Here is a 26,798-nt window from a genome sequence, read left to right as displayed (position 1 = left end):
TCAGGATGGATAGTGGACGTCTACCTGAACTCTCCGTTGCTTAACGTGAACTACACTGGGCAACCTTTTGCACGGAGCAATGCATTGAATCGTTCCGGATCCGAGGTGCCGGTTCGATTGGCGGCGCGAATGCGATCTTCTTTTTGTGCATGGGCACGGCACAGGGGCAGCAGCGCGTCTAGACGTTCGAGCGGAAGCGCCAGCACGCCATCGGCATCGCCAATAACGAGGTCGCCGGGACGGACGATCATGCCGCCGCAGACGATGGGCACATTCACTTCGCCCGGACCCTCCTTGGTCGGTCCACGGAAAGTATGGCCGCGTGCATATACCGGTAGTCCGCCTTCCGCCCACTCTGCGAGATCACGGAGCGCACCGTCAATGACAAACCCGCCCACTTTCTTCGCTATAGCGGAGGTGCGCATCAGGCCACCAATCAACGCCTGCGTTAGATCACCCCCGCCTTCCACAACGATTACATCGCCCGGCTGCGCCAGTTCGATGGCCTTGTGAATCATCATATTGTCACCCGGCCGAACACGCACGGTCAACGCAGGACCACACATCGTTAAGGCGATATCGTTATGGTAGGCATGAAGACCCAACGGTCCTGTGACCCGGCCCAACACGTCACCCGCATGCGCGACCGGGATGTGACGAAAGGCGTCCACTTGCGCATCACTGGCGACCCGGACACGTGTGCCGACATAAAATCCGGGAGGCCAACCTTCGCGGTCATCTGTCGGCGATGTTGATGTCGATATGTAAGTCATATTTTGCGCTCCGATGAGGTGAAAAAAAGTGATACGGCGATACCTGTCATTTACACAGACGTGTCGAACGCACCGGTCCAGAACATCCATTGGCCAGAGGTTTGCACATCCGTTTTGCCAGCCAACGTCATGCGGCCATCCTGACCGATATGAAACAGCGTCAACGACGCAGGCACTATCTGTACGTCGTCACCATGTCGAACAGCCATTGATTCAATTGCCCCGCTAATCGCCATGCGACCGTCGGTCGTCAATGCAAAGGTGCGCGGATTGAAACTGTCTGTATCGATGGATTGCAGTCGTGTTGGTGCGCCTGTGGACTGATCGATGCTGAACACCGTCAGACTGTTTTCGCCACCGGCAAACACTTTTTGACCGTTTACGTCGGCAATGCCATTTGCACGATTAGAGACATAGACGAAACGCCCATCTCGCGAAATATGAATCGCGGACACCATTTGCCGCGATTGCTGGTGCGCAGTGTCGCGTACGGTAGATACCGTAAAAATGGGTGTCTCCGCGAGCTGCCCATCGCGCATTGAAAACACCATCATCTGATTTTCACGTTCGAGCGAGACAAACACCCACGGTTGTGTAGGATGGAAATCGAGATGACGGGGCCCGAAACCGAAGCCACCGTGCGGTGCGATTGATCGCTCGTTACTCAGTTGCCCATCTTGAAATGAAAACTGCTTGATCGCACCGGGATCTTCGGGCTTCGTGGGTTTGGCGTCATTACCCCGCGTGACCAGCAGTACGCTGTTGCCATCAGGCGTGACGCGCACCTGATGCGCATAGACGCCCGCATCGATAGCACTGTTCTGTGGAATGGCCACGTGCGGCTGTCCGTGCGGGCTGAGCGCGTGCACAGTCACGGCGCTGGGCGCGTTGTAGGCGACAAGCGCATATTTTCCATCGGGCGACACCGTGATATTGATGGGCCGGTTATGCAGTGTCAACGGCGCAAACGCTTCTGTCAGAGTGCCGTCGGCTTGAACGTGGAGCGTCGCTAAGCCATGATGATCGCCGGCAGTGGTGGGAGAACCATTGCTATAGGCGACGTACAGCAGCGGCATACGGGGATGACGCCAGGCGTATTGCACGGGAGCTGGCACCGTCAGCACACCGGCGTTCTGCAAACTACCTTGCGTTTCATCAATACGAAACGTGTGAAGCGTCGCGCCCACGCCTGCAATCGACAGCGATGATGTCGGTGCTCGATTGCTCGCGTCAGCATTGATATCACGTTGCGTAGGGGGATGATCGGTGGTGTCGTTGGCATTGGCATTGGCAGCGTGCGCGACGGTGGCACCCAGGGTGGTGACCGCCGTGCCTGCGGCCATCAAGCAAAAGCGACGACGTGCGTTGACAGGTCTGAGTGTCGGTTGTGATTTATGCATAATGTGTCTCCTTGACTGTGTCGGCGAACTTGGCGCCGCCTTTCAACGTGTATCTGGTTTAATGCTCTCGTCTGCCTACAGGACCTTGTGCGCCTGCCGCGCCTGTCGTTTCAGCAGCATGCCCAGCGCGACAGCGCCGATAGCGGTGACCAGCAGCGATGCGGCCATCGCCAACAGCGCCATCGTGAAAGAGCCGGTCCATTGCTTGATTGCGCCAATCATTGCCGGGCTGGCGATGCCCGCAAAATTGGAGATGGCATTGATGAAGGCGATACCACCCACCGCAGCCGAGCCACTCAAAAACGTGGAAGGTAACGACCACAACGCAGTGCGCGCGGCATTGACACCGATCATCGCAACCGACACGCCGGCCAACGCGACCCACACCGACGGCGAGAGCGTTGAAAGCACAAAGCCAATAGTGGCCACCACACTCATTACCGCCAACATGCCGACATAATTGCCCCGCCGATCCATGACGCGCGCCAACGCAATCATGCCCACGGCTGCCGCAATGTAGGGAATGGTGGACATCAAACCGGTGATGAATATGGGTACGCCCTCGCGGTGAATGATTTGCGGAAGCCAAATACCCAAGCCGATGCTTCCCACAAGCAAGGTGAACAGCAATAACGTCAGCAGCAGAACGCGAGGGTCTTTTAGCGCGGCGACAAAGTTGTGGGGGGAGTTCTCCACGACTTCGCTATTGAGCTGAACACGCAGCGCTTCCTTCTCTTCCGCAGACAACCAGCGTGCGTCATCGGGTTTGTCGGTCAACAGAAATAGCGCGATCACGCCAAGGATGGCCGCAGGCAGACCTTGCGCAATAAACAACCATTTCCAGCCGGACAAACCAGCGAATGAATGAATTTGCATCAAGGCGCCAGATAAGGGGCCGCCGATAATCGCGGAAATGGGTACGCCAAGCGTGAACCACCCCACCACCCTGCCACGATAGGCGCGCGGAAACCAGTCGCTCAGATAAAGCACGACGCCCGGAAAAAACCCTGCTTCGGCGATACCTAAAATAAAACGCAGACCATAAAACGAATGCGGTCCGACAACGAAGGCGGTACACGTCGAGAGAATGCCCCAAGTCACCATGATGCGAGCAAGCCAACGTCGCGCCCCGAATCGTTGTAGCGCGAAGTTACTCGGGATCTCGGCAATGGCATAGCTAACGAAGAACAGGCCGGCCCCCCAGCCAAATTCACTCGACGTGAGCCCTAAATCCCGGTTCATCGTCAGTGCCGCAAACCCGACGTTCGTCCGGTCGAGATAGCTGAAGATGTAGCCCAGGAATAATACCGGCAAGATGCGGAACATCGCCTTTCGGGAAGCACTCGCGACCAATGCCGCGTGTTGCGCGTCGGCTCTGTCGCGCTGTGCCGTATGGGCATCGGGCAGACTCGGATTGCGGGGGAAACTTTCACCCGTATTGGCTATCGGGGAAGCGATGTCGGTCATATTGTCTCCTTTTATCGATGCCCAGGCTTCTGTGGCCTTTGTATGGCACGGTCCAGCGAGTGTCTGCGAAAGGAGACGCTGGCGTCTATTCCCTTATTTTCGGTGATCGTGGAATGAAATTCATCGATCATCCATCAGCGCTGCGCCGTCGTTACGCAAAATATTGAGCAAACACAGCACTGGCGGCGTCAAACACGCCTCGTCACGATAAAGCACGCCAAAAGTCCGGCGCATGACAGCCGCTGAGATGGGAACTTCACGGAGCGGATGACCAGGGCGTCCAGCGCCGAGATTGCGCCGTGACAGCACACTCAATAAGTCGTTTCGTGCAATCAACTGCGGCACAAGCAGGATCGAATTGGTTTCCACCTGAACCTGCGCGGCCGGCAAGGCGTGTTCACGCAACAAGGAATCGAGCCAACGGTGCGTAGAGACCTGATTCGACGCTAAAACCCACCGCTGACCCGCCAGGGAACTCACCCGCATCGGTTGCGCAAAGATGGGATGCGACGGACCGGCGACAATAACCACTTCGTCGTCGATAATCGGATGTGCAGCAAAGGCACTCTCTAACGCATCCAGCGGGCCAAGCATTAAATCGATATGCCCGGCCTGAAGCAGATCGCGCAGAGAATCACTCATCCCTAATGTCAGTTGCATGGTGACGTCGGGTGCGGCACGTAAAAATTGCGACGTTACAGCTGGCAGCAGTAACTCAGCCATTGTCGCGGATACGCCCAGGCGCACATTGCCACGAATGCCACGCGCAAAGTCCAGCAATTGGCGCTTCGATTCCTCGATACCTCGTCTTAAAATACGCGCCCGCTCAAGTAACAACGCACCCGTGGGCGTCAGAACGATACGTCGTCCACTGCGTGCGAAGAGTTGTGTGTCGAGTTCCTCTTCGAGCCGCTTTATGCACTTGGACAGCGCCGACTGCGTACGGCACAGCTTCTGCGCTGCATGTCCCAGATGCCCAAGCTCGGCCACGGTCTCGAAATAATTCAAATCTCGAAAATCCATTTTTCCCTCCTTCGTTTCCTGAAATTCATGAATACCGGAAAAATAGCACATTGACCTTAACCGTGGGCCTTCCGCAGAATGCCCCTACTCACTAGGTCAGTCGTGATTCGTAGGGCCATCAGAAGATCATAAGGAGACTCAGGATGAACGCACCCCTTGCAGCTGCCACAAATCCCGCCAGCGATATTGAATCGTTTTCATATGATGCATTGCTGGAAACGGTCAGCAATGTTTTCTCGGGCTATTTGCCGAAAGAGGATGCGGCGTACGTCGCGCATTGCTTGGTAGACGCCGAGGCACGCGGTGTGGCTTCACATGGTATTGGCCGCATTCCGGTCTACACCAAGCGCCTGCGCCTTGGTGTCGTGAACGCGAAGCCGATGATGAAGGTGAGTCGTGGAGACAGTGCGACAGCGCATGTAAATGGTGATAACGGCATGGGTTATCTGGTGGCGCAAAGGTCGATGGCAGAAGCGATTGCGCGCGGTAAGCAATACGGTGTCAGCATCGTCGTGGCATCACACAGCAATCATTTTGGGATGGCGGCTACCTATTTACGCGAGGCCATCGACGCGGGTCTCGGTGCACTGGTCCTGACAAATGCGCCGCCATTAATGCCGGTATGGGGTGGTCGAACGCCATTCCTGGGTACCAGTCCATTCGCGTTTGCCGCTCCGTCTAAAACAACGCCGATCATGCTCGACATGGCCACGTCAGTGGTGGCCTTCGGCAAAATTCGCCGCGCCGCACGACGAGGAGAATCGATCCCAGCAGACTGGGCTCTGGACGTCAATGGCCAGGCCACTACGGATCCGAACGCGGCGATCAATGGCGTCGTTCTCCCCATGGGTGGCCCAAAGGGCTCGGGCTTGGGTCTGATGATGGAACTGATGGCGGGTGTGATGTCGGGCAGCGCGTTTGGCGGTGAGGTTCGCAATCAGAACAGCGACTTCGAGCAACCACAGAATGTCGGTCACGCTTTCTTGACGTTTCGTCCCGATATCGGTTTGCCGTTAGCTGACTACTTCGGGCGTGCGGAGGAATTGGTATCGCGCGCGAAGGCATCGCCACTCGCCGAAGGCGTCGACAAAATCATGATGCCTGGTGAAATCGAGGGCGCCCGAGCTGCACGAGCCAAACGCGATGGCCTGCAGATCGCCGCGCAGGATGCCGAGATGTTGCGCGACGAGCAGCGGCTCGCGTCTTTTCACGTGTAGATGCAGCGGGTATTGCCGGAAGCCGTTAAAAAGGCTGCGACGTCTGCTGCCACCGCTAAGGGGAGCGTATGAAAAGTGGCGGAGTCAGCGTCGGTGGCCTAAACGAACACCATGACACTCAGCTCGGAGGCAATCATGGATACCCGTTCGCCTATCTCCTCGTTGACGAGTTTCAGGACACCGACCCGTTGTAGTATCGTTGGATTGAACTCCATGCGAAGGCGGGATCGATTGTCACGGTCGTGGGCGACGACGATCAGAGCATTTACGCGTTTCGCGAAGCATTGGGCTACCGTGGCATGGAGGCCTTTATCAAGCAATTCGACGCAAGGCCAGTCGTGCTCGGCAGCAACTATCGCTGCCGTTCAGAGATTCTGGCTGCGGCCGATCGGGTTATACGAAACAACGCAGATCGCATTGCCAAAGTGTTGAGGGCAGAGAAGGGCGTAGGGGGCACCGTGACGGCTTCCCGGCATGCAGACGAGTATGCGGAAGCCGTGGCCGCTGTGGAGGTTCTAGGGCCTCTCATGGCCAAGGGCGATTCGTGCGCGATCCTCGCTCGCACCAACCGTATTCTGGATCCGCTGGAAGCCGTCTGCCGCTCGCACGGCGTGAAGTATTACCGCGCGTCCGGTGCGTCGGTGCTGAGCCGTCCCGAAGGCGCTTTGATGTGCAATCTGCTCGAAATCGTCGAGCGCGTGAAAGAGACAGGTTTGGATTCAGTGCTTGCCCACCTCGGCCTGCACGCCGAACAATTGCGTGCCCTGCACACGAGCATGGGTGCCGAACTGCAGCAAAAGGGCAAGGCAGAGCTGTTCGAGCTTGGACTGCCGGAAGACGTGGCGACGAACTACCGCGAGTTCATGAAGCGACTTGCTGAATGGCGCGGCTTGTGTGACCGCAAATTCTATTCTCTGACGCTGTCGGGCGTAAGCGAGTGGATGTTGAAGTACACAAAGAAGGAAACCGCGATCCGCACTATTCAAGCGACCTATGACGTGCTTTCGCGACTGTCTGGGACCTTCGCAGATCGCCTCCTCTTCATGCGGCAAGACAATAACCAACCGACGCCTGGCGCGCTTATCCTCACCACCATGCATAGTTCGAAGGGACTTGAATGGGATCACGTTTGGATCGCTCGCTCTGAGGAAACGATCGTTCCGGACGCGAAATCGACCGAACCTGAAGAGCGACGGCTCTTTTACGTCGCGATGACGCGCGCTCGCGAGTCGTTGATGATTTCTGGCACGGCAAAGAACTTTGCATCTAGATTCGCGACTGAAGCGCAAATCGAATCAGCCGCGAAACTTTCCGTAGCTGCTTAAAATTTTGTCGCTTGTCGACCCGTTTCAGCCCTCCGGGTCTCTGTGCCTCCAACGTCCGTTCACATGCACAGCGGTCATTGTCATGACCCTGACGGTCTGCGAGTGCTCCGCTGTCGCGGCCGTTGTTTTAACGGCGACGGGCTTTTGGTTCGACGTCAGAACGGCAATTCTTTGGCCGGATGTAGCTTCGCCGTTACATCCCCTGAGAGGTTGATGTCATCCGGATCGAGGGTCAGCACCGGTGCTCCTGCCTTAAGGTTGAGTTTGGCCATGTTCATCCAGATAACATTTGGCGTGGTCGTCAGTTCGAAAAAATAGAATCGGTTGGTCAGGTCCATCGCGGTGCGATATTCGGTGTTATAGAGGGTCCCAGGCTCATTGTTTGGCGCACCGAACGGAACCGACACGTTGCGTGCAATGGAGAGGATGCTCGCCATCGCTGCGCGCTCCGACTTTGGCTCTGGCAGCATCTGGAGGTAGTAGTCTGCCCTCACGAAACGGTCTCGCGGATCAACGTTGCCCGGTAGAGCCGTCTGGCGTGTCGCATTGGTGAAATCGTACCGAGCGCGATTGGCAAGTTGCTGGTCGTAGGTGGGATCGTTGGTCATGATGCGGTACTGTTGACCATGGTGGACCACCAGTTTGCCGTCGATGTATTCCAGGATGGCTGAGTCACCTGTAGCATCCTCGATGGCGAGATGCACCGTCGCCTTCATGTTGTCCACCGAAACCATCACCGGCTGAATCTCGTTCATTAGTTCCAACGCTTCATCAACGGTTGCAGCATTGTCAAGAAGGTATTGCCCCCATAAACCAGCTTGTACGCCCAGCTTGGTTTTATCGCGCGGACCGAAATCGGTCGCAGTCAGATAAAGCATATGAACTGCGAAGGCTTTCTCGTTGAAGCCATCCGCAGTGCCGACGCCATAAACCGTTGTGACCAGACTGCCGTACTTTGACGTCCAATGTGCCGGATTGTCGGCGACAGCTACATGAGGCCCGATGCGCCCGCCGTCACGCTTCATGCCCCGAGGAAATACAGTGATTATTGGATCGGTCGTTGTCGGCCAGTCCATCGTTCGACTCACCACGACGGCAAGCTTGTTGTTGTTCCAAAGCACGCGAGTACAGGCAAGCGCCGTCGGCAGAGATTGCGCGATGAGGGTTGCGCATAACACTGCGCGCAACAAAGTTCGCTGACGGCGGGTGGTTGCTTTCATACGATGCCTCCCTTTACTCAGTATCTGCGGTGCGCCAATGGCCGTTGGCCGTGCGAAGCCGACGTTCGAGTGTCTATCTTAGCCCGTACGCGAACGGCCGGACCTGGCCGATAGCGCCAGTTCATCTAAGGCCCCTGAAGCCGGCATTTGCGAAGACTGCGACGAGCTCGCCAACGACCGCTCAGGCCGAAAACTTACCGGATCGAACCTGTATCCCAATGGCCGGTACCTGAGCGTAGCCGACGTTCGAATGTCCACCCGAAAGCGCCAGCGAATGTTAAGGATTGTGTGACGCCTGCCCTAAACAGCAGGCCTACAAGTGCGCCGGGAAGCTGGCGGGCAGGCGTCCTACAATCCTAAACAAGCAGCGACAGTCGCGGGCTAACATGCTCCAGCGAGGAGTGTGGGCTACCTGGATTTTTCACGAACGATCTAGTCAGATTTTCACGCACCCGGCACAGAGTCCCACTTTGTGTCGCACCCGGCACCTCGCCACAAAACTCACTAGATTTCCAGCAATCCCTCATATGTACCAATCCTGCTCAGTGGGTCCAGCCGCACCTCACCCCCATTTCCCGCCGAACGCTGAGTCGGCGCTTATCGCGGCGCAATCGCGACGTAATCCTTGCCGGATGAAAAAAGACGAACTACCTTTGTACTGATTCCAAATCACCTTGCTCATAAGCATTCCCGTATTTCACGCAGAAAGGGGGATTGAAAATGGCAACATCCGGTCACAGCGCGCTCGGCGACCATGCCGCACGGCAACTAGCGAACGCCACCAAAACCGTCCCGCAGCTTGCAACCATCACGCCTCGCTGGCTCACGCATCTACTCCAGTGGGTGCCGGTGGAAGCGGGCATCTATCGGCTGAATCAGGTCAAGAATCCGGAGGAAGTGACTGCCGCTTGCACCGCGCGCGAAGATGAAAGCCAGTTGCCGACCACCTTTGTGCCTTACGAAGAGGAGCCGCGCGAATTTTTCCTGAACGCGGTCAGCACGATTGTCGAAGTGCACACGCGGATATCCGATCTTTACAGCAGTCCGCACGACCAGATCAAGGAGCAACTGCGTCTGGCGATCGAGACGATCAAGGAATTGCAGGAGAGCCAGCTGATTAACAACCCGGATTACGGATTGCTGGCAAACGTCACGGACGAGCAGCGCCAGGTGCCGCTCACGGGCGCGCCGACCCCGGATGACCTCGATGAGTTGCTGACGAAGGTCTGGAAGGAACCGGCGTTTTTCCTGACGCATCCATGGGCGATCGCGGCGTTCGGCCGTGAGTGCACGCGCCGTGGCGTGCCGCCTCCAACCGTCAGCCTGTTCGGTTCGCAATTCCTTACATGGCGAGGCATTCCGCTGATTCCGTCAGACAAGGTGGCGATCGAAGACGGCAAGACCAAGATCATGCTGCTGCGGGTGGGTGACAAGCGTCAGGGCGTGGTGGGTCTCTATCAGCCAGGCGTAGCCGGCGAGCAGGGGCCCGGATTATCGGTGCGCTTCATGGGAATCAACAATCAGGCGATCGCTTCGTACCTGGTGTCGCTGTACTGCTCGCTCGCCGTGCACACGCCGGACGCGCTGGCAGTCCTCGAGGACGTTGAGGTTGGCAAGTACCATGACTATGCCGACAAATACCTCTAGTTCGCCGATAGCCTATCCCGACCCGAGCTCAGCGCTTCCTGCCGGTTTGCCCGATCCAGCAACGCTAACGCGTCTTGCAAACGAGTTCTTTGCCGCGTTTCCGGGTAGCACGCCAGCGGGCAACGGCGTGCCGGGCAGTGCGCCCTCCGAGCTCGCCGCGGCGGCGCCTGCCTTGCCGGCTTCAACGAATCCAGTACCGCCGGGTTCGCCGATGGCGGGACCCTCCGGCGCAGGCAGCGGCATACCGGGCGCGGCGATGCCGCAAGGCAAGGTGCCGGGCGCCAACCTTGCACCTTCAGCGCCGACCCACGTTCTATCGCTCGGCAACCGCGCGCCCGCCTTGTTGCCGCATGCCGCTGCGCAGAACGGCTTGCCCGACAATCTGGTGACGGTCGCGCCCGGGCTCGACAGCCGCTACGGCGGTACGGCGCTTGGCGTGCCGGAAGCCGCCGCGGCGAATTTGCCGGCCGATGGCGCACCGGGTCGCAGTAGCGCATCGCCTTACTATTTCATGAATCTCGACAGGCCTCAGACGCATGGCGGCCAGAACGCGCCGCTACCTACGGTATCTCTGTTCGATCCTCTGAGTGTTCCGTCGCTCCTGCCTGCTGGAGAGTCCGCGCAAGCTATCCCGCCGCAAGGGTCAGCGCGCGGGTTCACCGGTACGGCACCCGTCCAGCCGGACACCACCGAGCGTTATTTTCTCGACGATATCCGCTCGCCCGGGACGCCGGCATCGAGCCGCAGATCGGACCCGGTCGCACAGGCGCAGTCCGGCCATCCTCAGTTCGACGTGAACGCGATCCGACGCGACTTCCCAATTCTGCAGGAGCGTGTGAACGGGCGGCAGCTCGTATGGTTCGATAACGCGGCGACTACACAAAAGCCGCAGACCGTCATCGACCGGCTCGCCTATTTCTATCTGCACGAGAATTCCAATATTCATCGTGCAGCGCATGCGTTGGCTGGGCGCGCGACCGATGCCTATGAAGGAGCCCGCAGCAGGGTCCAACGCTTTATTGGCGCCTCCCAGCCGGAGGAGATCGTGTTTGTGCGCGGCACGACCGAGGCCATCAACCTGATTGCCAAGTCGTGGGGCGTGCAGAACATGGGGGCGGGCGACGAGATCATCGTGTCGCATCTTGAACATCACGCGAACATCGTGCCGTGGCAGCAATTGGCGTCGCTGGCGGGCGCGAAGCTGCGCGTGATTCCAGTCGACGACTCGGGCCAGGTGCTGCTCGAAGAGTACAGCCGGCTGTTGAACGACAAGACGAAGATCGTTGCGGTCACGCAGGTGTCGAATGCGCTTGGCACCGTCGTACCCGTCAAGGACATTGTGGAAATGGCGCACCGTGTTGGCGCGGTTGCGTTGATCGACGGCGCGCAGTCGGTGTCGCACATGCGCGTGGATGTGCAGGCTCTCGATGCGGACTTTTTCGTGTTCTCCGGTCACAAGGTATTCGGCCCGACCGGGATCGGCGCGGTCTATGGCAAGCGGGCGCTGCTCGATGCAATGCCGCCGTGGCAGGGCGGCGGCAACATGATCTCGGACGTGACGTTCGAGCGGACGACGTTCCAACCGGCGCCGCATCGCTTCGAGGCGGGCACCGGCAACATCGCAGATGCAGTCGGCCTGGGCGCGGCGATCGACTATGTGACGCGCGTCGGCATAGAAAACATCGCGCGTTACGAGCACGAGTTGCTCGACTATGCGACCGGCTTGATGAAGCCGATTCCGGGCGTGCGCCTGATCGGCACCGCGCAGGACAAAGCGAGCGTGCTGTCATTCGTTTTGAACGGCTACACGCCCGAGGAAGTGGGGCGTGCGCTCAGCGAAGAGGGCATCGCCGTGCGGGCCGGCCACCATTGCGCACAACCTATCTTGCGGCGCTTCGGCCTTGAGGCGACCGTGCGGCCGTCGCTCGCGTTCTATAACACGCCGGAAGAGGTCGACCGGATGATCGCAGTGGTGAAGCGACTGGCCAGGCACTGAGCGGCGGGACACATGTGCGTATGCGCATGCGGGTTTGGACCGCCGCCGCAGCCTGATCTGCCGGGTGTTAAAACGCCGGTATGATCGCTCCTTTATAGCGCGTCAGAATGAACTCGCGCACTTCGTCGGATTGATATGCCTTGACGATCTGCTGCACCCACGGCTTGTTGGCATCCTGCTCCCGAACGGCGATCAGGCAGGCATAGGGCCCATTCGCATCTTCTACCAGGATGGTGTCCCGACCTGGATTCAGACCGGCTTTGATCGCGTAGTCCGCGTTGATCGTGGTCGCATCGAAATCATCGAGTGTGCGCGGCAGTTGCGCCGCGTCGATCTCTGTAAATTTGAAATTCTTCGGGTTACTGATGATATCGCGAGGCGTCGCGTTGATACCCGTAATGGGGTCGATCCCGGAGCGCAGTTTGATCACCCCCGCCTTTTGCAATAGCAACAGGGTCCGGCTCTCGTTCGCCGGATCATTCGGAATACCGATGCTGGCGCCGTCGGGAAGCGCTGAGAACTGCTTGACCTTTTTGGAGTAGATGCCAATAGGGCCGATCCATGTACGCCCGACTCCCACCAGCTTATAGCCACGTGCCCGAATCTGGGCAGCGAGAAAAGGACGATGCTGATAACTGTTGGCGTCGATGTCGCCTGCATCGAGCGCGGCGTCCGGCTGTATGTAATCGCTGAACGCCACAATCCGGATATGCAGACCGTAGTCGCGCTCAGCCACTTTTTTGACGGCCTGGAAAATTTCTTCGTGAGGCCCCGTCGTCACACCGATCTTCAGGACTTGCTCGTCCGCGTTTGCATTCAGGCTGCCCGTCAAAGCGAAACAGGCCAGTGAAAGCAGGGCGACCCGCCGGGAGAAACGCAGCAAAGAGGACACGTTATATTCCTTTACCTGGTTTGTTGAGCGCGCAATTTAACGCCGGCTTGCACACACGCAAACCAAGTATTTCGGCTTTAGAAAGCATCGTCCTCTTGAGCCGGTCCCTCTGTCATGCGCCGGCGAGGTCACCCCGACTAGTCGTCGAGGCGAATGCCGACCTTTAGCGTCACTTGCCAGTGCGCGACTTTGCCGCCTTCGACATGACCACGGGTTTCAATGACCTGAAACCAGTCAATGTTGTGCAAGGTTTTGTCGGCTCTTGCCAGAGCCACCGACACCGCGTCGTCACTCGATTGCGTTGACGAACCGGTCAGTTCGATTTGCTTGTAGACGTGATGGGACATGGAGAAAGTTTCCTTTAATAATTCAGGCTGCGAATCTGCCTTCGGTGGCGATTTCGCCAAGGGGTTTGCGCGGACTGGGCGTTTCTCGCGCCTGTAGCGTCTCCGAGAGTGACGCCTTGTCGCCGAGACGGCCTATCGCGATCGCTGCTTCAATCGAGTAGGTGTCCGGGATTTTCAACTCTGTCCGGATCTTGTCTCGCTCGATTCCGGCGAGCCCGTGCGTATGCCATCCAGCCAGACTTGCCTGCAGCGCAAGATAGGCCCACGCGGCGCCGCTGTCGAACGAATGACTGATTGACGTCACTTCGTCTGTCGCGCCGGGCGGGACAAACGTACTCTTTGAAAGGACGATGACCAACGCTGCTGCCTCACGGGCCCAGCTGCGATTGAAGTCGTTCAGGAAGCCCAGGAATTGCTTCCAGTGCTCGCTGTCGCGCGTTGCGTAGATGAACCGCCACGGCTGTGAGTTATACGAGGAAGGCGCCCAGCGGGCGGCCTCGAGAAACGTCAACAGCGTCGCATTGTCGATAGGTTCCGGGCTAAAGGCGCGCGGCGACCAGCGATTGACGAATTGCGGATCGATAGGGTGGTCTGCGCTGCGAGGGTTCGGCGTTGTCATGATGGGTAGTCGCTCACAAGTTGCTCACTGGTTAGTCTCTCAACAGAGCCGCGAAGGAAACGGCACGGTGAAGTCGTTGAGTGGCTCGGTTCGAATCAAGCAGTTACGTGAGCGAGTATAAGAACGAGGCACGATTTGATCTAACAAGAAATCGGCCGAACCTTATCGCGATGGAGCGGCAACGCGATTTCGTGTTCGGATATAAGGGGGTGAGAGCATGCGCAGGGACGGAAGCTTTCACCAGGAATGGCCGCATCGGAGCCGGATTTCCATTCCGGTTTTCCTTCTATCGATATGCGAACAAACTGGAAGAGCGGCATTGACCCGCGCGATGCGCTCGACGCATGCTTGCAGGTTGTGATTCTTCTCTTTCTCAATCCACGTCAGGTCGACTCATGCCTTCGTCAACTCCCCGCTTCGGTATTTGGGCGCTGGTGCACGGTAGCCGTGCCGCGCTGCAGGATCCCGACGAACCCTACGATGCTTCATGGTCACGCAACCGCGAGCTCGTCCTGGAAGCCGAGCGACTCGGTTTCGACTCGACGCTGGTCGCGCAGCATACGATCAATCCGCATGATGAAACGCTTGATCAACTGGAAGCCTGGACTGCTTCGGCAGCGTTGGCTGCTTTAACCTCGCGCATCGAGATCATCACGGCGATCAAGCCATACCTCTATCATCCCGTCACGCTGGCCAAAATGGCCTTGCAGATTGAAGACATCAGCGGCGGGCGATTCGCCATCAATCTGGTCAACGCGTGGAATCGTCCTGAACTGGCCAAGGCCGGTATTGGTTTTGCGGAGCATGACGAGCGATACGCTTATGGCCGTGAATGGATCACGGTCGTGAATGACCTGATGCGTGGCAAGCGCACCAATTTCAAGGGTCGGTTCTTCAACGTGGAAGACTATGTCTTGCGTCCTGCGGACCGCTTCCGGGAGCGACCGCGCATCTATGTCGGCGGCGAGTCGGAGCCGGCGAGGGCACTCGTGGCTGACCACGGCGATGTCTGGTTCATCAACGGCCAACCGTTGCAGGATGTGCGTCGGCTGATCGAAGACGTGGGAGGGCGCGCCCGTACCGGTCCGCCATTGCGCTTTGGGCTTTCTGCTTTCGTGATTGCGCGGCCAACGGACGGGGAGGCGCAGGAGCATCTCGATCACCTGTTCGCGCTTGCTGCGAAGGATGCGCCGTTGCGCGCAGTGCAGAAGGAAAACAGCGATCCAAAGGTGGTCATGCACCAGACGTTCGCCAAGTCAGCGCGCGTTGGATCGAATGGCGGAACCGCAGCGGGGCTGGTTGGCAGCTATGAGACGGTCGCGCGGCGGATTGTCGAGTTTCATCGGGCCGGAATCGAATTGTTCATGCTCCAGTTCCAGCCGTTCGAGGCGGATATGAAGCGATTCGCGCAAGAGGTGATTCCGCTCGTTCGTGAGCTGACAGCGCGGGACGATAAGTGAGACGTAGGCAGGACATTTGACCCACACGGACCTACGAATTCAAGGAGGGATTGATAGGCATCTACGCGCGCTCCCTCGGTTGGACATAAGCGCGCTGGCGGAACAGAAACTGATCTGACGCATCATCTTTCAAGATCGGTGTGACGTGAACATGCGTAACGCCAGAATACGATTTGATTCACCTCACCGAAACGCATGCGCGACGGCGGTCCCACCGGCTCTCACATAGTGCTGTCTGGTGCGATTCGTCGGTCGCACGGCAAAACGTTCGGCAAGGAGCGCGCGGGTCAGGTTGAGTTGGCCCGCGCGTTCGGCCGCCGCAATCAGTGTCTGCGTAATAAGATCCCGCTGGGCGTGGCTGCCGCCGATGCGCACCGCGTTATAGCGCACGGGCAGGATCAGTTCGACCGCGCGGGCGTAGGCACCTTCGGCGAAAGCGAGTACGCCGTCGATCAGGCGACGGCCAACGTCGGCGGTGATGTTGCGGTTGTCGCCCAGACCCTCACGCACGTAGTGATCCAGCGAGCGGCGCAGGCGTTCGATGCCCAACTGGTTACCCGCCCGCGAGACAGCGAGCGCAATATGCAGATCGTTGAATACAAGCACATGGTCGTCGACATGGGTCAGCCATTGGTTGGCGAGCGGCCGCCAGCGGTCTCCCACGTTGGCCCCTGCCAACTCCAGTCGCCAGAGCAGAGCCGAGGCATCGACGAGATCGAGCAGGAAGTCACCGGCGAGCTTCGGTGCAACGTGCTGATCATAATCGGCCAACACTTCATCAAAGCGCTCTTCCTCGATCAGGTAGAGCGCAAGATGCCAGCCGTTGTGAATGGCAAGCGCGTGAGCCTGGCGCCAGGCCGGGCGCGCTGCCTTGAGGAACGCGATACCTTCGGTTTGCCGGCTTTCGGCCTCAAGCACGTGTGCGATCGCATGAATCGCCCAGCCGTCCCCGTCGTTGCGAGCGATTGCCGCGTGAGCGACTTCTTCCGCACGACGCAGTTCGCCCGCTTCCTCAAGGCCGAACGCATACTGTCCGAGGATATAGCCGTAGTTCTCACCCTGCGGGTCCCATTCCGGCAGCACTCTCGCGATGGAGTCACGGATGCTAAGCGACTGACCGAGGCAGAAATAACCGTCGTGCGCGAAGCGCAGCGCTAATGCATCGGTCGGATGGTCGACCAGAATGCTTTCCCAGATATGGATCGCGTTGGAGATTTCGCCTGCGGCCAACGCCTTGGCGGCAGCGAGGTGGAGGACTTCGCGCGAGGTCGCGCCGGCGCTTGCACGGTCGGCCGCGCCGAGGGCGGTGGTGACGCGTGGATGGTCGCCACGAAATCCGCCCAGCAGGAACAGTGAAGCGATGGCGCTACTGCCCAGACCAAAGCCAGGATCGTTGTCCACCGCACTTTGCAATCCGGCGACGGGATCGCCCTTCCAGCCGAAGTAGTCGGAGATGGCGCGATCAAGCGCAGCGGCAGATTCGGTTGATGCTGTTACCGGCAAGCCTTGGGCGTCCGCGGCCATCACCGTGCTCCGGGGTTGCGGCCGTGCAACCGCCTCTGTCTTGCGGCGGCAGAACAGCGGACGTGCTGCCCGCTACCCTTCACGCGGGTCCGATCCGATACGTTGGACGGTGGCGTCATGGACTGCGGTTGAGCAGGAGCGACACGAGATGATGCACATCGCCGCCAACGTAACCAGTGAAAATGGCCAGCAGCGACCCATTGGTTGCGCCCGAAATTTCCCTTTCGATACACGCGATAAGCGCAGCGACCAGCAGCACGGTGCCTGCCCGTCTAACGGACACGCGGTGCGGGTCCGATGGTGTGGCGGCGTTTCCAGTGGCTTCATCGAGCGTTCGATGAAGGCGATATCCGAATCCCTTCATGGCGGTGGTCAGCGGGTCGATTTGAACACTAATAGTCTCCGCAATCGCGAGGCGGTGCCGAACTAACTTTTTCGTATATCGATAGCAGTACGGCTTCTTTGCAGTGCGTGTGTTCCGCCTCGGCACGGGCGGCAAGACACTACCCGCGCCTGTTTAACGCTTGCATTGCTGCATCGCTTCGCTCCGACGCACTGACGAGGTCTGTTTGTCTCAGCGGGCTTTACCGCCTTCAGTCGTGGGCGCAGGGCGGGCGCGCTGGTTGTAAAGAATCTTGCGGCGGCGTTCCTGTTCCTCGGGTGTCACGCTGGCGGGATCTTCCGGTTCCCCTGCGGTCACGGCCAAACCTCGTTGCACTGCCGGCCTTTCCGACAGTTCATCGAACCAGCGTTTGAAGTAGGGGAATTCCTCCAGGTCGATGCCTTGTTGCTGCCAGGAGACCGTCCAGGGGTAGGACGCAATATCCGCGATCGTGTATTCGTCGCCGGCCAGGTATTGGCGATCATAAAGGCGGTTGTTCAGCACGCCATAGAGGCGGTGAACCTCGTCGTTGAATCGACGCTTGGCGTACGATTGGTCGCCGGTGCTCTCCGGGACCCGCGAGAAGTGACCGCGCTCGCCGAATTTCGGTCCCTGGTTGGCCATCTGCCAGATCACCCATTGGGTTACTTCATACTTGGCGTGAACATCGTGTTGAGGCCAAAAGCGACCTTCCTTTTCAGCCAGGTAGAAGAGGATGGCGCCGGATTCGAATACGCTGACAGGGGAGCTCTCGCGCTTCGGTTCAGTGTCGATGATGGCCGGCATTCGATTGTTGGGGCTGATCGCGAGAAACGCATCCTTGAATTGGTCGCCTCGGCCGATGTTCACCGGAACAATGGTGTAGGGAACACCCAACTCCTCAAGCAGGATGGTCACCTTCTTGCCATTCGGGGTCGGCCAGTAATGGACTTCAATCATGAGCTTGCTTCCTTTTAATGATCTGCCGAAAACGGCACACGGCGTCTGGCAAATACGCAATAAAGATCGGGGGCTGTCAGGTCGGGAAGTATTGGTTTGCCGGCCTCGCAAGCCCGTAGTGGCCGCGCAGGGTCGTGGCCTCGTAATCGCGCCGGAACAGGCCGCGCTGCTGCAGGATCGGAACGACGTGATCGATGAACACATCGAGTTGTGCCGGCAACACCGGAGGCATGACGTTGAAGCCATCTGCGGCGCGGCTTTCCACCCAGTCTTCGATAACGTCGGCCACGCGCTCGGGTGAGCCCGCGACCGTGAAATGCCCGCGGGCGCCTGCCAATTGATGCAGCAGCGCGCGCAGCGTGGGACGCTCGCGCGCCACGAGACCGGTAATCACCGCTGCGCGGCTCTGCGCCGCCTGCACGGTGGCGGGGTCCGGAAAGTCGTCCACGGATAGCGGGTGATCCAGGTCAAGGTGCGAGAAGTCGTATCCGCCGAAGCGGTTTGACAGACGGCTCAACCCAACACTAACGTCGGTCAGTCCGTTCAGCTCTTCGAGCAGCGCTTGCCCTTCGGCATCGGTTGAACCGATTGCTGCGCTTATCCCCGGCAGTATGACCACCTGATCGGCGGCGCGCCCTTGAGCGGTTGCTGCCGCTTTGAGATCGGCATAGAACTCGACAGCGGATGCTTTTGTCAGATGGGCCGTGAATACGGCTTCCGCATATTTTGCGGCGAACTGCTTACCCGCTGCGGACGAGCCGGCCTGCACAAGCACGGGTCGTCCCTGCGGCGAGCGGGGCAGGTTCAGTGGCCCGGCCACGCTGTAAACACGCCCTTTGTGACCCACGCGGTGAACGCGGGCCGGATCTAGAAAGCGTCCGCTTGCGGCATCGTCGATGACTGCATCGTCGGCCCAGCTGTCCCATAGCCCTGTTGCCACTTCGAGGAACTCATGCGCGCGTGCATAGCGTTCGGCGTGCTCGATCTGCTGATCGTAGCCGAAGTTCGGTCCTGCGCCGACAACCCAGGACGTAACGATGTTCCAGCCGACGCGTCCGCGCGAGATGTGATCAAGGGATGCGAACTGACGGGCCAGGTTGAACGGCTCGGTATAGGTGGTAGACGCTGTTGCAATGAGCCCAATGTGGGTGGTCACTTGCGCCAGCGCAGCAAGCGCGGTCACCGGCTCGAGCGCGCCGCTGGCGACATACTGCGCGCCGTCGCCAAGCGCGAGCGAATCCGCGAGGAAGATCGAATCGAACAGACCCTGCTCGGCTCGCTTCGCGAGTGAGCTGTAATAGTCGATGTCGGTTAGTGCATGCTGCGATGCGCCTGGGTGACGCCATCCCGCCTCGTGATGACCGCGGCCGTGGACGAACAGATTGAGATGGATTGATCTGGGCATGTGGAGTCGCGAACCTGTCTGGCGCCGGGGACTTCCGCGCCCCGATCAGCCGTTGATCTTAGCAGCAAGCACAGCGCCGCCCAACGAAGTACGGCTCATATGGATATCATTGGGTGACGAGGTTTTAGCGCTGGAATTTTGTAAAGAGCCGCGGCAAGAAAAGGCTTTCATGGATGCGACCGAAACGCCTGCATCCCGTTGCTTTGGTTCTCGCGATGGTCTTTTTGCTGCAAGGAAAATTCAGATGTAAAACATGGATTTATAACGTACTACGTATTAAAAAATGGCTGAATGGAAAATCAATGGCAGAGGCATTCACGGCGCGCAGCGCGAGATCGATCCTGACAAAGCCCGTCCAAAGGAGGCGCAAGCGCCCGGCGGTGCGATACCTGCATGTGGAACAACAAAAACGCGTATATGCATATCGTGATTACTTCGTTGCGCCGATAATCCTACCCTCTAGCATTGGACGAGTTTCGGTGAATTCGTGAATTGACCAAGCATAGGAGAGCCATGTCCGTTCTTGATGAAGTGCTGCAAGCAAATGCAGAGTATCAGCAGGATTTCAGCGATAAAGGCGAGCTGGCACTCCCTCCGGCACGGCACTTTGCGATACTGACGTGCATGGACGCGCGGCTCGATCCTGCCAAGTATGCAGGGCTATCGGAAGGCGATGCCCACGTCATCCGTAATGCAGGCGGCCGAGCCAGCGACGACGCCATTCGCTCCCTCGTTATCTCGTACAAGCTGCTCGGAACCCGGGAATGGTTTGTGATTCATCATACCGACTGCGGCATGGAGCTCTTTACCGACGACGTGATTGCAGGCTTGCTTGAACACAGCCTCGAAACCGCGACCGTCGACGCAACCGGGCGGCATGACGTAGGGCAAGGTCCGGGCTCACCGGAAGGGCGCTACATAAAGTGGCACACCATTAGCGATAGTGCGGGTAGCGTCGTTGAAGACGTCCGGCGCATTGCATCGCATCCGCTTGTGCCGACGACTATCCCTATCTACGGCTTTCTTTACGATGTCCGCACTGGACGCTTGATTCAGGTTCCCGGCGCCAGCCGGGACGAAGCACCAGCGAAAGCTTGAAGTGCCAATCGACGCAAGTCCGATTGTTCAGCGACGCAGCGAACGCGGCAGCAGTTAGTGCGAAATATCCTCTGTCGCTCTCGTCAACGGGCCCATTATTCTTCGGTTGCAGCGGCAATCGTTGGGGCGGGAACAAGTTCCCACTGTAGCTGTGCGAAGAGCATTGTGACCAGACCGGTTTATATCTGGTACGGCAGTCAGCCCTTGGTAATCAGCCTCGCGAAGATCCCTTTAGACCGACCACTTGCGTATAGTCCTGACCCGGCGTTCTCCGTCGAGGAGCCCGTGTCGCGCAATCTTGCATGTGACAGCACTCATGCCTATCTGCGCACTATGTCTCTATGACTTACGGGCCCGCTCAAGGCCCCATCCCACTAGCCCATACAGGCACCATCCTGCCACCATGGCGGGCAGGAAATAGAGCGCTTCTACATTGGGTGCCGCAAGCAACGCGATCGCCGGGCCGGGACAATAACCCGATAGTCCCCAGCCAGCACCAAAAATCACGGCGCCGGCGATCAGTTTGAGGTCGATGATCTTCGTCGTCGGTAAATCAAACGATGGCGCCAGCAGCGGTGTTTTGCGTCGCAAAATAAAATGGAACGCGACAGTCGCAACCGCCGCGGCGCCCCCCAGTACAAAAATCAGACTGGGGTCCCAGCGCCCGGTGATATCAAGAAACCCAAGTACTTTCAGAGGACGGGGCATGCCGGACAACGCGAGCCCCACCCCGAACAGGAGTCCGCACACGAGACTGGTCAGATAGCGGAGCAGCATTACTGAAACCCCAGCACGTGCCGCACCACATAGGTTGTCGCAATGCCCGCTGCAAGAAACGTCAGCGTGGCGACAAGGGAGCGCGGCGACAGGCGGGCGAGGCCGCACACACCATGTCCGCTGGTACATCCTCGCGCTAGCGCCGTACCGAAGCCAACTGCCAGGCCGCCGGCGACAAGCAGACCTGGAGGAAAGCCTGGTCTGCTGTGCGGGGCAAGCTGGGGATATCCGGCATGGGCAGTCAGCCTGTAGAAGAACCACGCCCCGCCGACGAGACCGGCGAGAAAAATCGCGCGCCACAAAAATTCAGCGCGATCGCTGGAAACGAGACCCCGGGCAATACCACTGATGCCGGCAATCCGGCCATTGAACCATAGCAATAGTGAAGCTGAGACGCCGATCAGAACACCGCCGATCAGTGCGCTATAGGGTGTAAAGGATTCCATGGAAACACTTTGTCGAGGCTGATGAAATCACCTTCCGGCGCGTCGCCGGGATTCAGGAAGGAGCATAGCAGACAGTCGTAAAGGGCCGTCTGAATGATGTCCGAACAGAAAATGATCTGACGCATCAACTGTTCGCGATCGTGCATGAAGTGAAAACCTATTGCCGGAACACGCCGCGGGATCATGTCGCCGTTCAGCGATGTTTCATCCTCAACGTCAGCCGGCTTAGCCGGCCTGGCTGCCCGTGCCGAACTAATCTCGATTGCAGATAAGCAATTTCCATTTTGATAGTAGGCCCGTGTCATTCGCACTGTTCCAATTGAGGGCAAGCCTTCGCATAGGTGACAACGGTTTGGGATGCTCGCTTCGCTTTGATGTTCTGCAGCAGAGCTTTGCGATAGCCAAAAATACCGGGAGCCCGCGAGCAATCTTTCTATCTGGAACAATCATGTCGACCCGTACTATCGAAGGCGCTGAATTGCGCTTGCCCAAACTTCCCGATCCAAAGCGCGTCCAGCGTATTTCCAACGACGCACAGGCGCTGGACGTGGCTCGCCGCCTCGCCGATGAATTCGCACCGGGCGCCGCGAGCCGCGATCGAGAACGCTTGCTACCCTGGGCCGAACTCGATCTCTGGTCCGAAAGCGGCCTCGGCACGATCACGGTACCGCGCGAATACGGCGGCGCCGACGTGTCGCTTGCGACCCTTGCCGAGGTATTCGTCATACTGTGCGCGGCCGATCCAGCCTTGGGGCAGATTCCACAGAACCATTTCGGAGTGCTGGGCGTGTTGCGAGAGATCGGCACACCCGCTCAAAAGTTGCGCCTGTACAACGAGGTATTGGCTGGGGGACGGCTGGGCAATGCCGGACCGGAGCGTCGCTCAGCCGAAGCTTCGACCATCCTCCAGGGCACCACGCGTCTTCGCACGACTGCTGACGGATTGCGCCTGGACGGCCGGCGTTTTTACTCCACGGGTGCACTGTTCGCACACCGCGTGCCTACTCGAGCGATAGACGACGAAGGTCGCGCTGTCCAGGTTTGGGTACCCCGTGATGCACCGGGCTTGAGTGTGATCGATGATTGGAGTTCGTTCGGTCAGCGGACCACGGCCAGCGGCAGCGTGGTGTTCGACCAGGTAGCAATCGACCCGCAAGACGTGCTTCTGATCTGGCAATTGGCCGATCGTCCTGGCCTATACGGCCCGACTTCACAACTGATCCAGGCCGCGATCGACCAGGGCATCGCCGAAGCGGCGGTCGCGGATGCAGTGACTTTCGTTCGCGAACGCGCCCGGCCGTGGATCGATTCGGGCCTGGCGCATGCCGTGGACGATCCGTACATCATCGCTGATGTCGGTCGCCTGCAAATCGACCTGCATGCGGCTCACGAAGTTCTGCTCGAGACCGGCCGTACCCTGGATGCGATTGCCTCAGGACCCCTTGACGCTGAGTCGAGCGCACGTGCTTCGGTGGCGGTCGCCGAAGCGAAGGTACTGACCACGCGCATTGCGCTCGAGGCCAGTGAAAAACTGTTCGAGCTGGCCGGCTCGTCTGCCACGCGCGCGGCCCATAACCTGGATCGTCATTGGCGCAACGCGCGTACTCACACGCTTCACGACCCGGTGCGCTGGAAGTCGCACCTGATCGGTAACTACTATCTTAACGATGTGCTGCCCACGCGGCACTCCTGGAATTAAGCCATGACCTTTTTTGAATCCAAGGGCAGCACGGCCGCCGCGCTCGCTGGACCGATCCCTTCCGCACGTCCGGCTCGCGTACCCGATTTGATCAACGATGACGCGCAGGCGCTGGAAGTCGCGCATCGCCTCGCCGCTGAATTCGCGCCCGAAGCGGCGCTGCGTGACCGCGAGCGTCGCTTGCCATGGGCCGAGCTCGATGCCTTTGTCCAGAGCGGCCTGTGGGGTATCACCGTGCCGCGTGAATACGGCGGCGCCGGCGTGAGCAACGGTGTGCTCGCAGAGGTGACAGCAATTATCTCGGCAGCCGACGGCTCGCTCGGCCAGATTCCGCAAAACCATTACTACGCGCTGGAGGTGTTGCGCGTAGGCGGCAGCCACTCGCAAAGGCGCTTCTTTTACGAGCGTGTACTGGCGGGCGAACGCTTTGGCAATGCGCTCGCCGAGATCGGCAACAAGGACTTCAAGCGTCGCACCCGGCTCACGCGCGCGCCCGGCGACTGGCATATCGACGGCCAGAAGTTTTATTGCACCGGCGCCCTCTACGCGCATTGGATTCCCACGCTGGTCGTGGCGGATGACGAAGGCCGTGACGTCACTTATCTCGTGTTCGTGCCGCGAGCAGCACAGGGCGTCACGGTCACCGACGACTGGGACGGCTTCGGCCAGCGAGTGACCGGCAGCGGCTCCGTCCGCTTCGAGCGTGTGGCGGTGCAGCCCGAGTGGGTGATCCCGTTCCAAACCTCGTTTGATCGCCCCACCACAATTGGTCCGCTGGCGCAGATCATCCACGCGGCCATTGATTTGGGTCAGGCCCGTGGCGCTTTCGAGGCGATGTTGCCGTTCATCCGCGAGCGTTCGCGGCCGTGGATCGATGCAAAAGTGGCGCATGCCAGTGACGACCCGTTGACGATCGCCCAGGTTGGGGACCTCGCGGTGCGCCTTCGGGCAGCGGAGGCCTTGGTGCGCAGAGCCGGACGGGCAGTCGACGCGGCGCAAGCCGAGCCCACTGAGCGCTCGGTGGCGGAAGCTTCTGTTGCGGTGGCTGAGGCGCGTGCGCTCACGACCACCGCTTCACTCGACGCGGGCTCGCGCTTGTTCGAACTCGCCGGTACCGCAGCGACGCTCGATGGCCTCGGTCTTGACCGGTTCTGGCGCAATGCGCGCACCCACACCCTGCATGACCCGGTGCGCTGGAAGTATCACGCCGTGGGCAACTTCTATCTCAACGATAAGCTTCCGCCCCGGCATGGAGCGCTTTGAACGCTTGCCTTTACGGCTGCGCTGCCTGCAGCTCACGCGCCACTTCCGCACTGCGTTTTCTTCGCAGCCGCGGGTTGAACGCGGTGTGCAGCGCGTCGCTCAGAAGGTTGAGTCCGAGCACGGTCAATGCAATCGCCGAGCCCGGCACTGCGATCATGTACCAGGCAGTGCGCAACGCTTCGCGCCCCGTGCCGACCATCGAACCCCAGCTCACCACATTCGGGTCGCCGAGCCCGAGGAACGACAACGCTGCTTCCGACAGGATCGCATTGGCGACCAGCAGCGCGGTGGAGACGAGAATCGGCGTCATTGCGTTCGGCAGGATTTCGATGAAAATCAGGTGCGCGTCGCTGGCGCCTAACGCTACGCTCGCACTGACGAATTCGCGCTCGCGCAACACAATGAACTCGCCGCGCGTCAGGCGCGCGATGCTGGGCCATGCCGTCACGCCGAGCGCAAATACGATGGTGCCAAGCGAAGGCGTCAGGATGGCGACAAGAATGATCGCGAGCAGGAAGGGCGGTACGGTCTGGAAAAACTCGGTGATCGCCATGAGCACCTGATCAATCAGACCTCCGAAATAACCTGCGGCACCACCAATCAGAATGCCTAGAACGAGCGCTATGACGGCGACCGACCCGCCCACGTACAATGAAACACGCGCCCCGTGAAAAAGCCCCGCCAGCAGGTCGCGCCCCATCAGGTCCGTGCCAAGCGGGAAACCGCTAGTGGCGCCGGGCCATTGATAAGGTGCCGCTACCATGTCCAGCGGATCGCCCGGGAAAAACCAGTTTGCCGAGAGCGCCGCGCCCACAGCCAGCACGAGCAGAAGTGCGCCGAAGAACGCCGACGGTTTCCAAAGAAAATGCAGGAATTTTTTCATTGCCGGTGCCTCGTACGCGGATCAATCAAGCCATAAAGCAGGTCGACAACAAGATTCAATACCACCACCAGCACAGCCGACAGCAGCAACACGCCGACGAGCAGATTCACGTCGCGGCTCTTGATCGCTTCGAACGAGAGTTGCCCGAGTCCCGGCCAGCCGAACACCGTCTCCACGATGATCGAGCCGCCCAGCAACGCGCTGCTCTGCAGGCCCAACATGGTGAGAACGGGCAGCATGGCATGACGCAATGCGTGATGCGTCACCACGTACCATGGCCGGCCACCCTTGGCACGGGCAGTGCGAATGAAGTCTTCCTGCAGCGTCTCGATCATCGAAGCGCGCGACAGCCGTGCGAAGACGGCGACGTAATAAAGCACGAGCGTGGCGGCGGGCAGTACCAGGTGCCGCAGCCGGTCGAGCAACAGCCCGAAGCCGTGATGCGCGATGTTGGTATCGACGATACCGCCGATCGGGAGCCATTCGAGGTGCACGCCGAACACCACGATGAGCATCAGCGCTGTCCAGAACATGGGCGCTGAATAGCCGAGGGTCGCGAGCGTGGACAAGAGCGTATCGACAAATCCGTGCGGCCGGCGTGCAGCGAGCACGCCCAGCAGCACGCCGAGCAGCACCGAGATGACCAGTGACGTGCCGATCAAAACCAGCGTGGCCGGCAGGCGCTCGAAGATCAGCGTCGCGACCGGCTCGCCGAAGCGAAACGAAAAGCCGAGATCGAGCCGCAGCGCATGCCCGACGTAATGCAGCAACTGCCACACGACACTGTGGTTGAGCCCGTAAGCCTCACGAAGCTGGGCCACATACTCCGGCGAGACGTTGCCGCTCTCGCTCGCGATGACATCGACGAGATCGCCCGGCATCAGCTTGAGCAGCACGAAGTTGAGCACCGTGGTGCCGAGCAGGACCAGCACCAGTTGAATCAGGCGGCGCCTGATCCTCTTCCCGTTAGTGCCGGATGTCAGTTGCAGCATGGTC

General features: G+C 59.4%; 24 protein-coding genes and 1 pseudogene. 9 read left to right on the top strand and 16 right to left on the bottom strand.

The annotated features are described in order from the left end of the window. Nucleotides 1-50: 50 nt before the first annotated feature. From FH08_RS0137110 to FH08_RS0137095, 4 genes are all read right to left on the bottom strand, one after another. On the bottom strand, nt 51-863 hold the full coding sequence (locus FH08_RS0137110; RefSeq protein WP_235210621.1) for an RraA family protein: 813 nt from the start codon (nt 861-863) through the stop codon (nt 51-53). Beyond that, nucleotides 824-2,173 (bottom strand): lactonase family protein, encoded by a 1,350-nt coding sequence (locus FH08_RS0137105; RefSeq protein ID WP_051888809.1) that lies wholly within the window; start codon nt 2,171-2,173, stop codon nt 824-826. The genes FH08_RS0137110 and FH08_RS0137105 overlap by 40 nt, the downstream gene beginning before the upstream one ends. A gap of 75 nt (nt 2,174-2,248) precedes the next feature. Continuing rightward, the gene (locus FH08_RS0137100; protein ID WP_081889690.1) at nt 2,249-3,640 is read right to left on the bottom strand and encodes an MFS transporter; all 1,392 of its coding nucleotides are present in this window, start codon (nt 3,638-3,640) and stop codon (nt 2,249-2,251) included. Nucleotides 3,641-3,760: 120 nt separating this feature from the next. Then, nucleotides 3,761-4,714: a LysR family transcriptional regulator gene (locus FH08_RS0137095; protein ID WP_235210620.1), complete on the bottom strand. Its 954-nt coding sequence runs from the start codon at nt 4,712-4,714 to the stop codon at nt 3,761-3,763. A 92-nt stretch (nt 4,715-4,806) separates the two neighbouring features. Between FH08_RS0137095 and FH08_RS0137090 the strand changes: the two genes are divergently transcribed. Together FH08_RS0137090 and FH08_RS48925 are read left to right on the top strand one after the other, a co-directional pair. After that, nucleotides 4,807-5,880 carry an Ldh family oxidoreductase gene (locus FH08_RS0137090; RefSeq protein ID WP_081889689.1) on the top strand — a complete coding sequence of 358 codons (1,074 nt, stop codon included), beginning with the start codon at nt 4,807-4,809 and terminating at the stop codon, nt 5,878-5,880. Nucleotides 5,881-6,020: 140 nt separating this feature from the next. Next, nucleotides 6,021-7,205: pseudogene (locus FH08_RS48925) on the top strand (3'-5' exonuclease); the annotation flags it as partial. A 155-nt stretch (nt 7,206-7,360) separates the two neighbouring features. Here FH08_RS48925 and FH08_RS0137080 read toward each other — a convergent pair. Next, a complete protein-coding gene (locus tag FH08_RS0137080) occupies nt 7,361-8,425 on the bottom strand; it encodes a linear amide C-N hydrolase (RefSeq protein WP_031363185.1) in 1,065 nt (354 codons plus the stop codon). Between the two features lie 720 nt (nt 8,426-9,145). Between FH08_RS0137080 and FH08_RS0137075 the strand changes: the two genes are divergently transcribed. Together FH08_RS0137075 and FH08_RS0137070 are read left to right on the top strand one after the other, a co-directional pair. After that, nucleotides 9,146-10,072 (top strand): family 2A encapsulin nanocompartment shell protein, encoded by a 927-nt coding sequence (locus FH08_RS0137075; RefSeq protein ID WP_031363184.1) that lies wholly within the window; start codon nt 9,146-9,148, stop codon nt 10,070-10,072. Further along, entirely contained in the window at nt 10,047-12,068 is a 2,022-nt protein-coding gene (locus FH08_RS0137070; protein WP_031363183.1) for a family 2A encapsulin nanocompartment cargo protein cysteine desulfurase, read from the top strand. The genes FH08_RS0137075 and FH08_RS0137070 overlap by 26 nt, the downstream gene beginning before the upstream one ends. A gap of 67 nt (nt 12,069-12,135) precedes the next feature. Here FH08_RS0137070 and FH08_RS0137065 read toward each other — a convergent pair whose 3' ends face one another. The 3 genes from FH08_RS0137065 to FH08_RS0137055 form a co-directional block, all read right to left on the bottom strand. Continuing rightward, a complete protein-coding gene (locus FH08_RS0137065; protein WP_235210640.1) occupies nt 12,136-12,924 on the bottom strand; it encodes a MetQ/NlpA family ABC transporter substrate-binding protein in 789 nt (262 codons plus the stop codon). Nucleotides 12,925-13,097: 173 nt separating this feature from the next. Continuing rightward, complete coding sequence (locus FH08_RS0137060) at nt 13,098-13,307, bottom strand: dodecin (protein ID WP_031363181.1); 210 nt, start codon at nt 13,305-13,307, stop codon at nt 13,098-13,100. 22 nt (nt 13,308-13,329) lie between these two features. Continuing rightward, nucleotides 13,330-13,926, bottom strand: coding sequence for a nitroreductase family protein (locus FH08_RS0137055; RefSeq protein WP_031363180.1), 597 nt, complete (start codon nt 13,924-13,926; stop codon nt 13,330-13,332). Between the two features lie 395 nt (nt 13,927-14,321). Here FH08_RS0137055 and FH08_RS0137050 point away from each other — a divergent pair, with 395 nt between their 5' ends. Further along, nucleotides 14,322-15,386 carry an LLM class flavin-dependent oxidoreductase gene (locus FH08_RS0137050; RefSeq protein WP_031363179.1) on the top strand — a complete coding sequence of 355 codons (1,065 nt, stop codon included), beginning with the start codon at nt 14,322-14,324 and terminating at the stop codon, nt 15,384-15,386. Between the two features lie 183 nt (nt 15,387-15,569). Here the strand turns inward: FH08_RS0137050 and FH08_RS0137045 are convergent, their stop codons facing one another. Beyond that, nucleotides 15,570-16,910 (bottom strand): tetratricopeptide repeat protein, encoded by a 1,341-nt coding sequence (locus tag FH08_RS0137045; RefSeq protein WP_035568325.1) that lies wholly within the window; start codon nt 16,908-16,910, stop codon nt 15,570-15,572. Nucleotides 16,911-17,058: 148 nt separating this feature from the next. Here FH08_RS0137045 and FH08_RS53750 point away from each other — a divergent pair, with 148 nt between their 5' ends. Next, the gene (locus FH08_RS53750; RefSeq protein ID WP_152603011.1) at nt 17,059-17,340 is read left to right on the top strand and encodes a hypothetical protein; all 282 of its coding nucleotides are present in this window, start codon (nt 17,059-17,061) and stop codon (nt 17,338-17,340) included. 144 nt (nt 17,341-17,484) lie between these two features. Here the strand turns inward: FH08_RS53750 and FH08_RS0137035 are convergent, their stop codons facing one another. Together FH08_RS0137035 and FH08_RS0137030 are read right to left on the bottom strand one after the other, a co-directional pair. Beyond that, nucleotides 17,485-18,231 (bottom strand): glutathione binding-like protein, encoded by a 747-nt coding sequence (locus FH08_RS0137035; RefSeq protein ID WP_031363176.1) that lies wholly within the window; start codon nt 18,229-18,231, stop codon nt 17,485-17,487. A 76-nt stretch (nt 18,232-18,307) separates the two neighbouring features. Then, nucleotides 18,308-19,636 (bottom strand): LLM class flavin-dependent oxidoreductase, encoded by a 1,329-nt coding sequence (locus tag FH08_RS0137030; protein ID WP_031363175.1) that lies wholly within the window; start codon nt 19,634-19,636, stop codon nt 18,308-18,310. 513 nt (nt 19,637-20,149) lie between these two features. On the opposite strand from FH08_RS0137030, the gene FH08_RS0137025 reads away from it, so the two are divergent. Beyond that, nucleotides 20,150-20,734: a beta-class carbonic anhydrase gene (locus FH08_RS0137025; RefSeq protein ID WP_031363174.1), complete on the top strand. Its 585-nt coding sequence runs from the start codon at nt 20,150-20,152 to the stop codon at nt 20,732-20,734. Nucleotides 20,735-21,073: 339 nt separating this feature from the next. Here the strand turns inward: FH08_RS0137025 and FH08_RS0137020 are convergent, their stop codons facing one another. From FH08_RS0137020 to FH08_RS0137010, 3 genes are read right to left on the bottom strand one after another with little or no spacing between them, the layout of a single operon-like run. After that, nucleotides 21,074-21,511, bottom strand: a complete 438-nt coding sequence (locus FH08_RS0137020; protein ID WP_031363173.1) for a DUF6691 family protein — start codon at nt 21,509-21,511, stop codon at nt 21,074-21,076. After that, on the bottom strand, nt 21,511-21,957 hold the full coding sequence (locus FH08_RS0137015; RefSeq protein ID WP_031363172.1) for a YeeE/YedE family protein: 447 nt from the start codon (nt 21,955-21,957) through the stop codon (nt 21,511-21,513). Before FH08_RS0137015 ends, FH08_RS0137020 begins: the two co-directional genes overlap by 1 nt. Continuing rightward, a complete protein-coding gene (locus FH08_RS0137010; RefSeq protein WP_031363171.1) occupies nt 21,927-22,262 on the bottom strand; it encodes a hypothetical protein in 336 nt (111 codons plus the stop codon). Before FH08_RS0137010 ends, FH08_RS0137015 begins: the two co-directional genes overlap by 31 nt. Nucleotides 22,263-22,405: 143 nt before the next feature. Here FH08_RS0137010 and FH08_RS0137005 point away from each other — a divergent pair, with 143 nt between their 5' ends. Beyond that, nucleotides 22,406-23,656, top strand: coding sequence for an SfnB family sulfur acquisition oxidoreductase (locus FH08_RS0137005; RefSeq protein ID WP_031363170.1), 1,251 nt, complete (start codon nt 22,406-22,408; stop codon nt 23,654-23,656). 3 nt (nt 23,657-23,659) lie between these two features. Then, nucleotides 23,660-24,919 carry an SfnB family sulfur acquisition oxidoreductase gene (locus tag FH08_RS0137000; RefSeq protein ID WP_031363169.1) on the top strand — a complete coding sequence of 420 codons (1,260 nt, stop codon included), beginning with the start codon at nt 23,660-23,662 and terminating at the stop codon, nt 24,917-24,919. A gap of 10 nt (nt 24,920-24,929) precedes the next feature. Here the strand turns inward: FH08_RS0137000 and FH08_RS0136995 are convergent, their stop codons facing one another. Next, on the bottom strand, nt 24,930-25,802 hold the full coding sequence (locus tag FH08_RS0136995) for an ABC transporter permease (RefSeq protein WP_031363168.1): 873 nt from the start codon (nt 25,800-25,802) through the stop codon (nt 24,930-24,932). Beyond that, on the bottom strand, nt 25,799-26,794 hold the full coding sequence (locus FH08_RS0136990; protein WP_419178039.1) for an ABC transporter permease: 996 nt from the start codon (nt 26,792-26,794) through the stop codon (nt 25,799-25,801). Before FH08_RS0136990 ends, FH08_RS0136995 begins: the two co-directional genes overlap by 4 nt. Nucleotides 26,795-26,798: the final 4 nt, after the last annotated feature.

The sequence above is a fragment of the Caballeronia sordidicola genome (assembly GCF_000729995.1).
Taxonomy (GTDB): Bacteria; Pseudomonadota; Gammaproteobacteria; order Burkholderiales; family Burkholderiaceae; genus Caballeronia; species Caballeronia sordidicola_A.
Note: the sequence above shows the minus strand (reverse complement) of the source record. Positions and strands in the feature narration are given on the sequence as shown.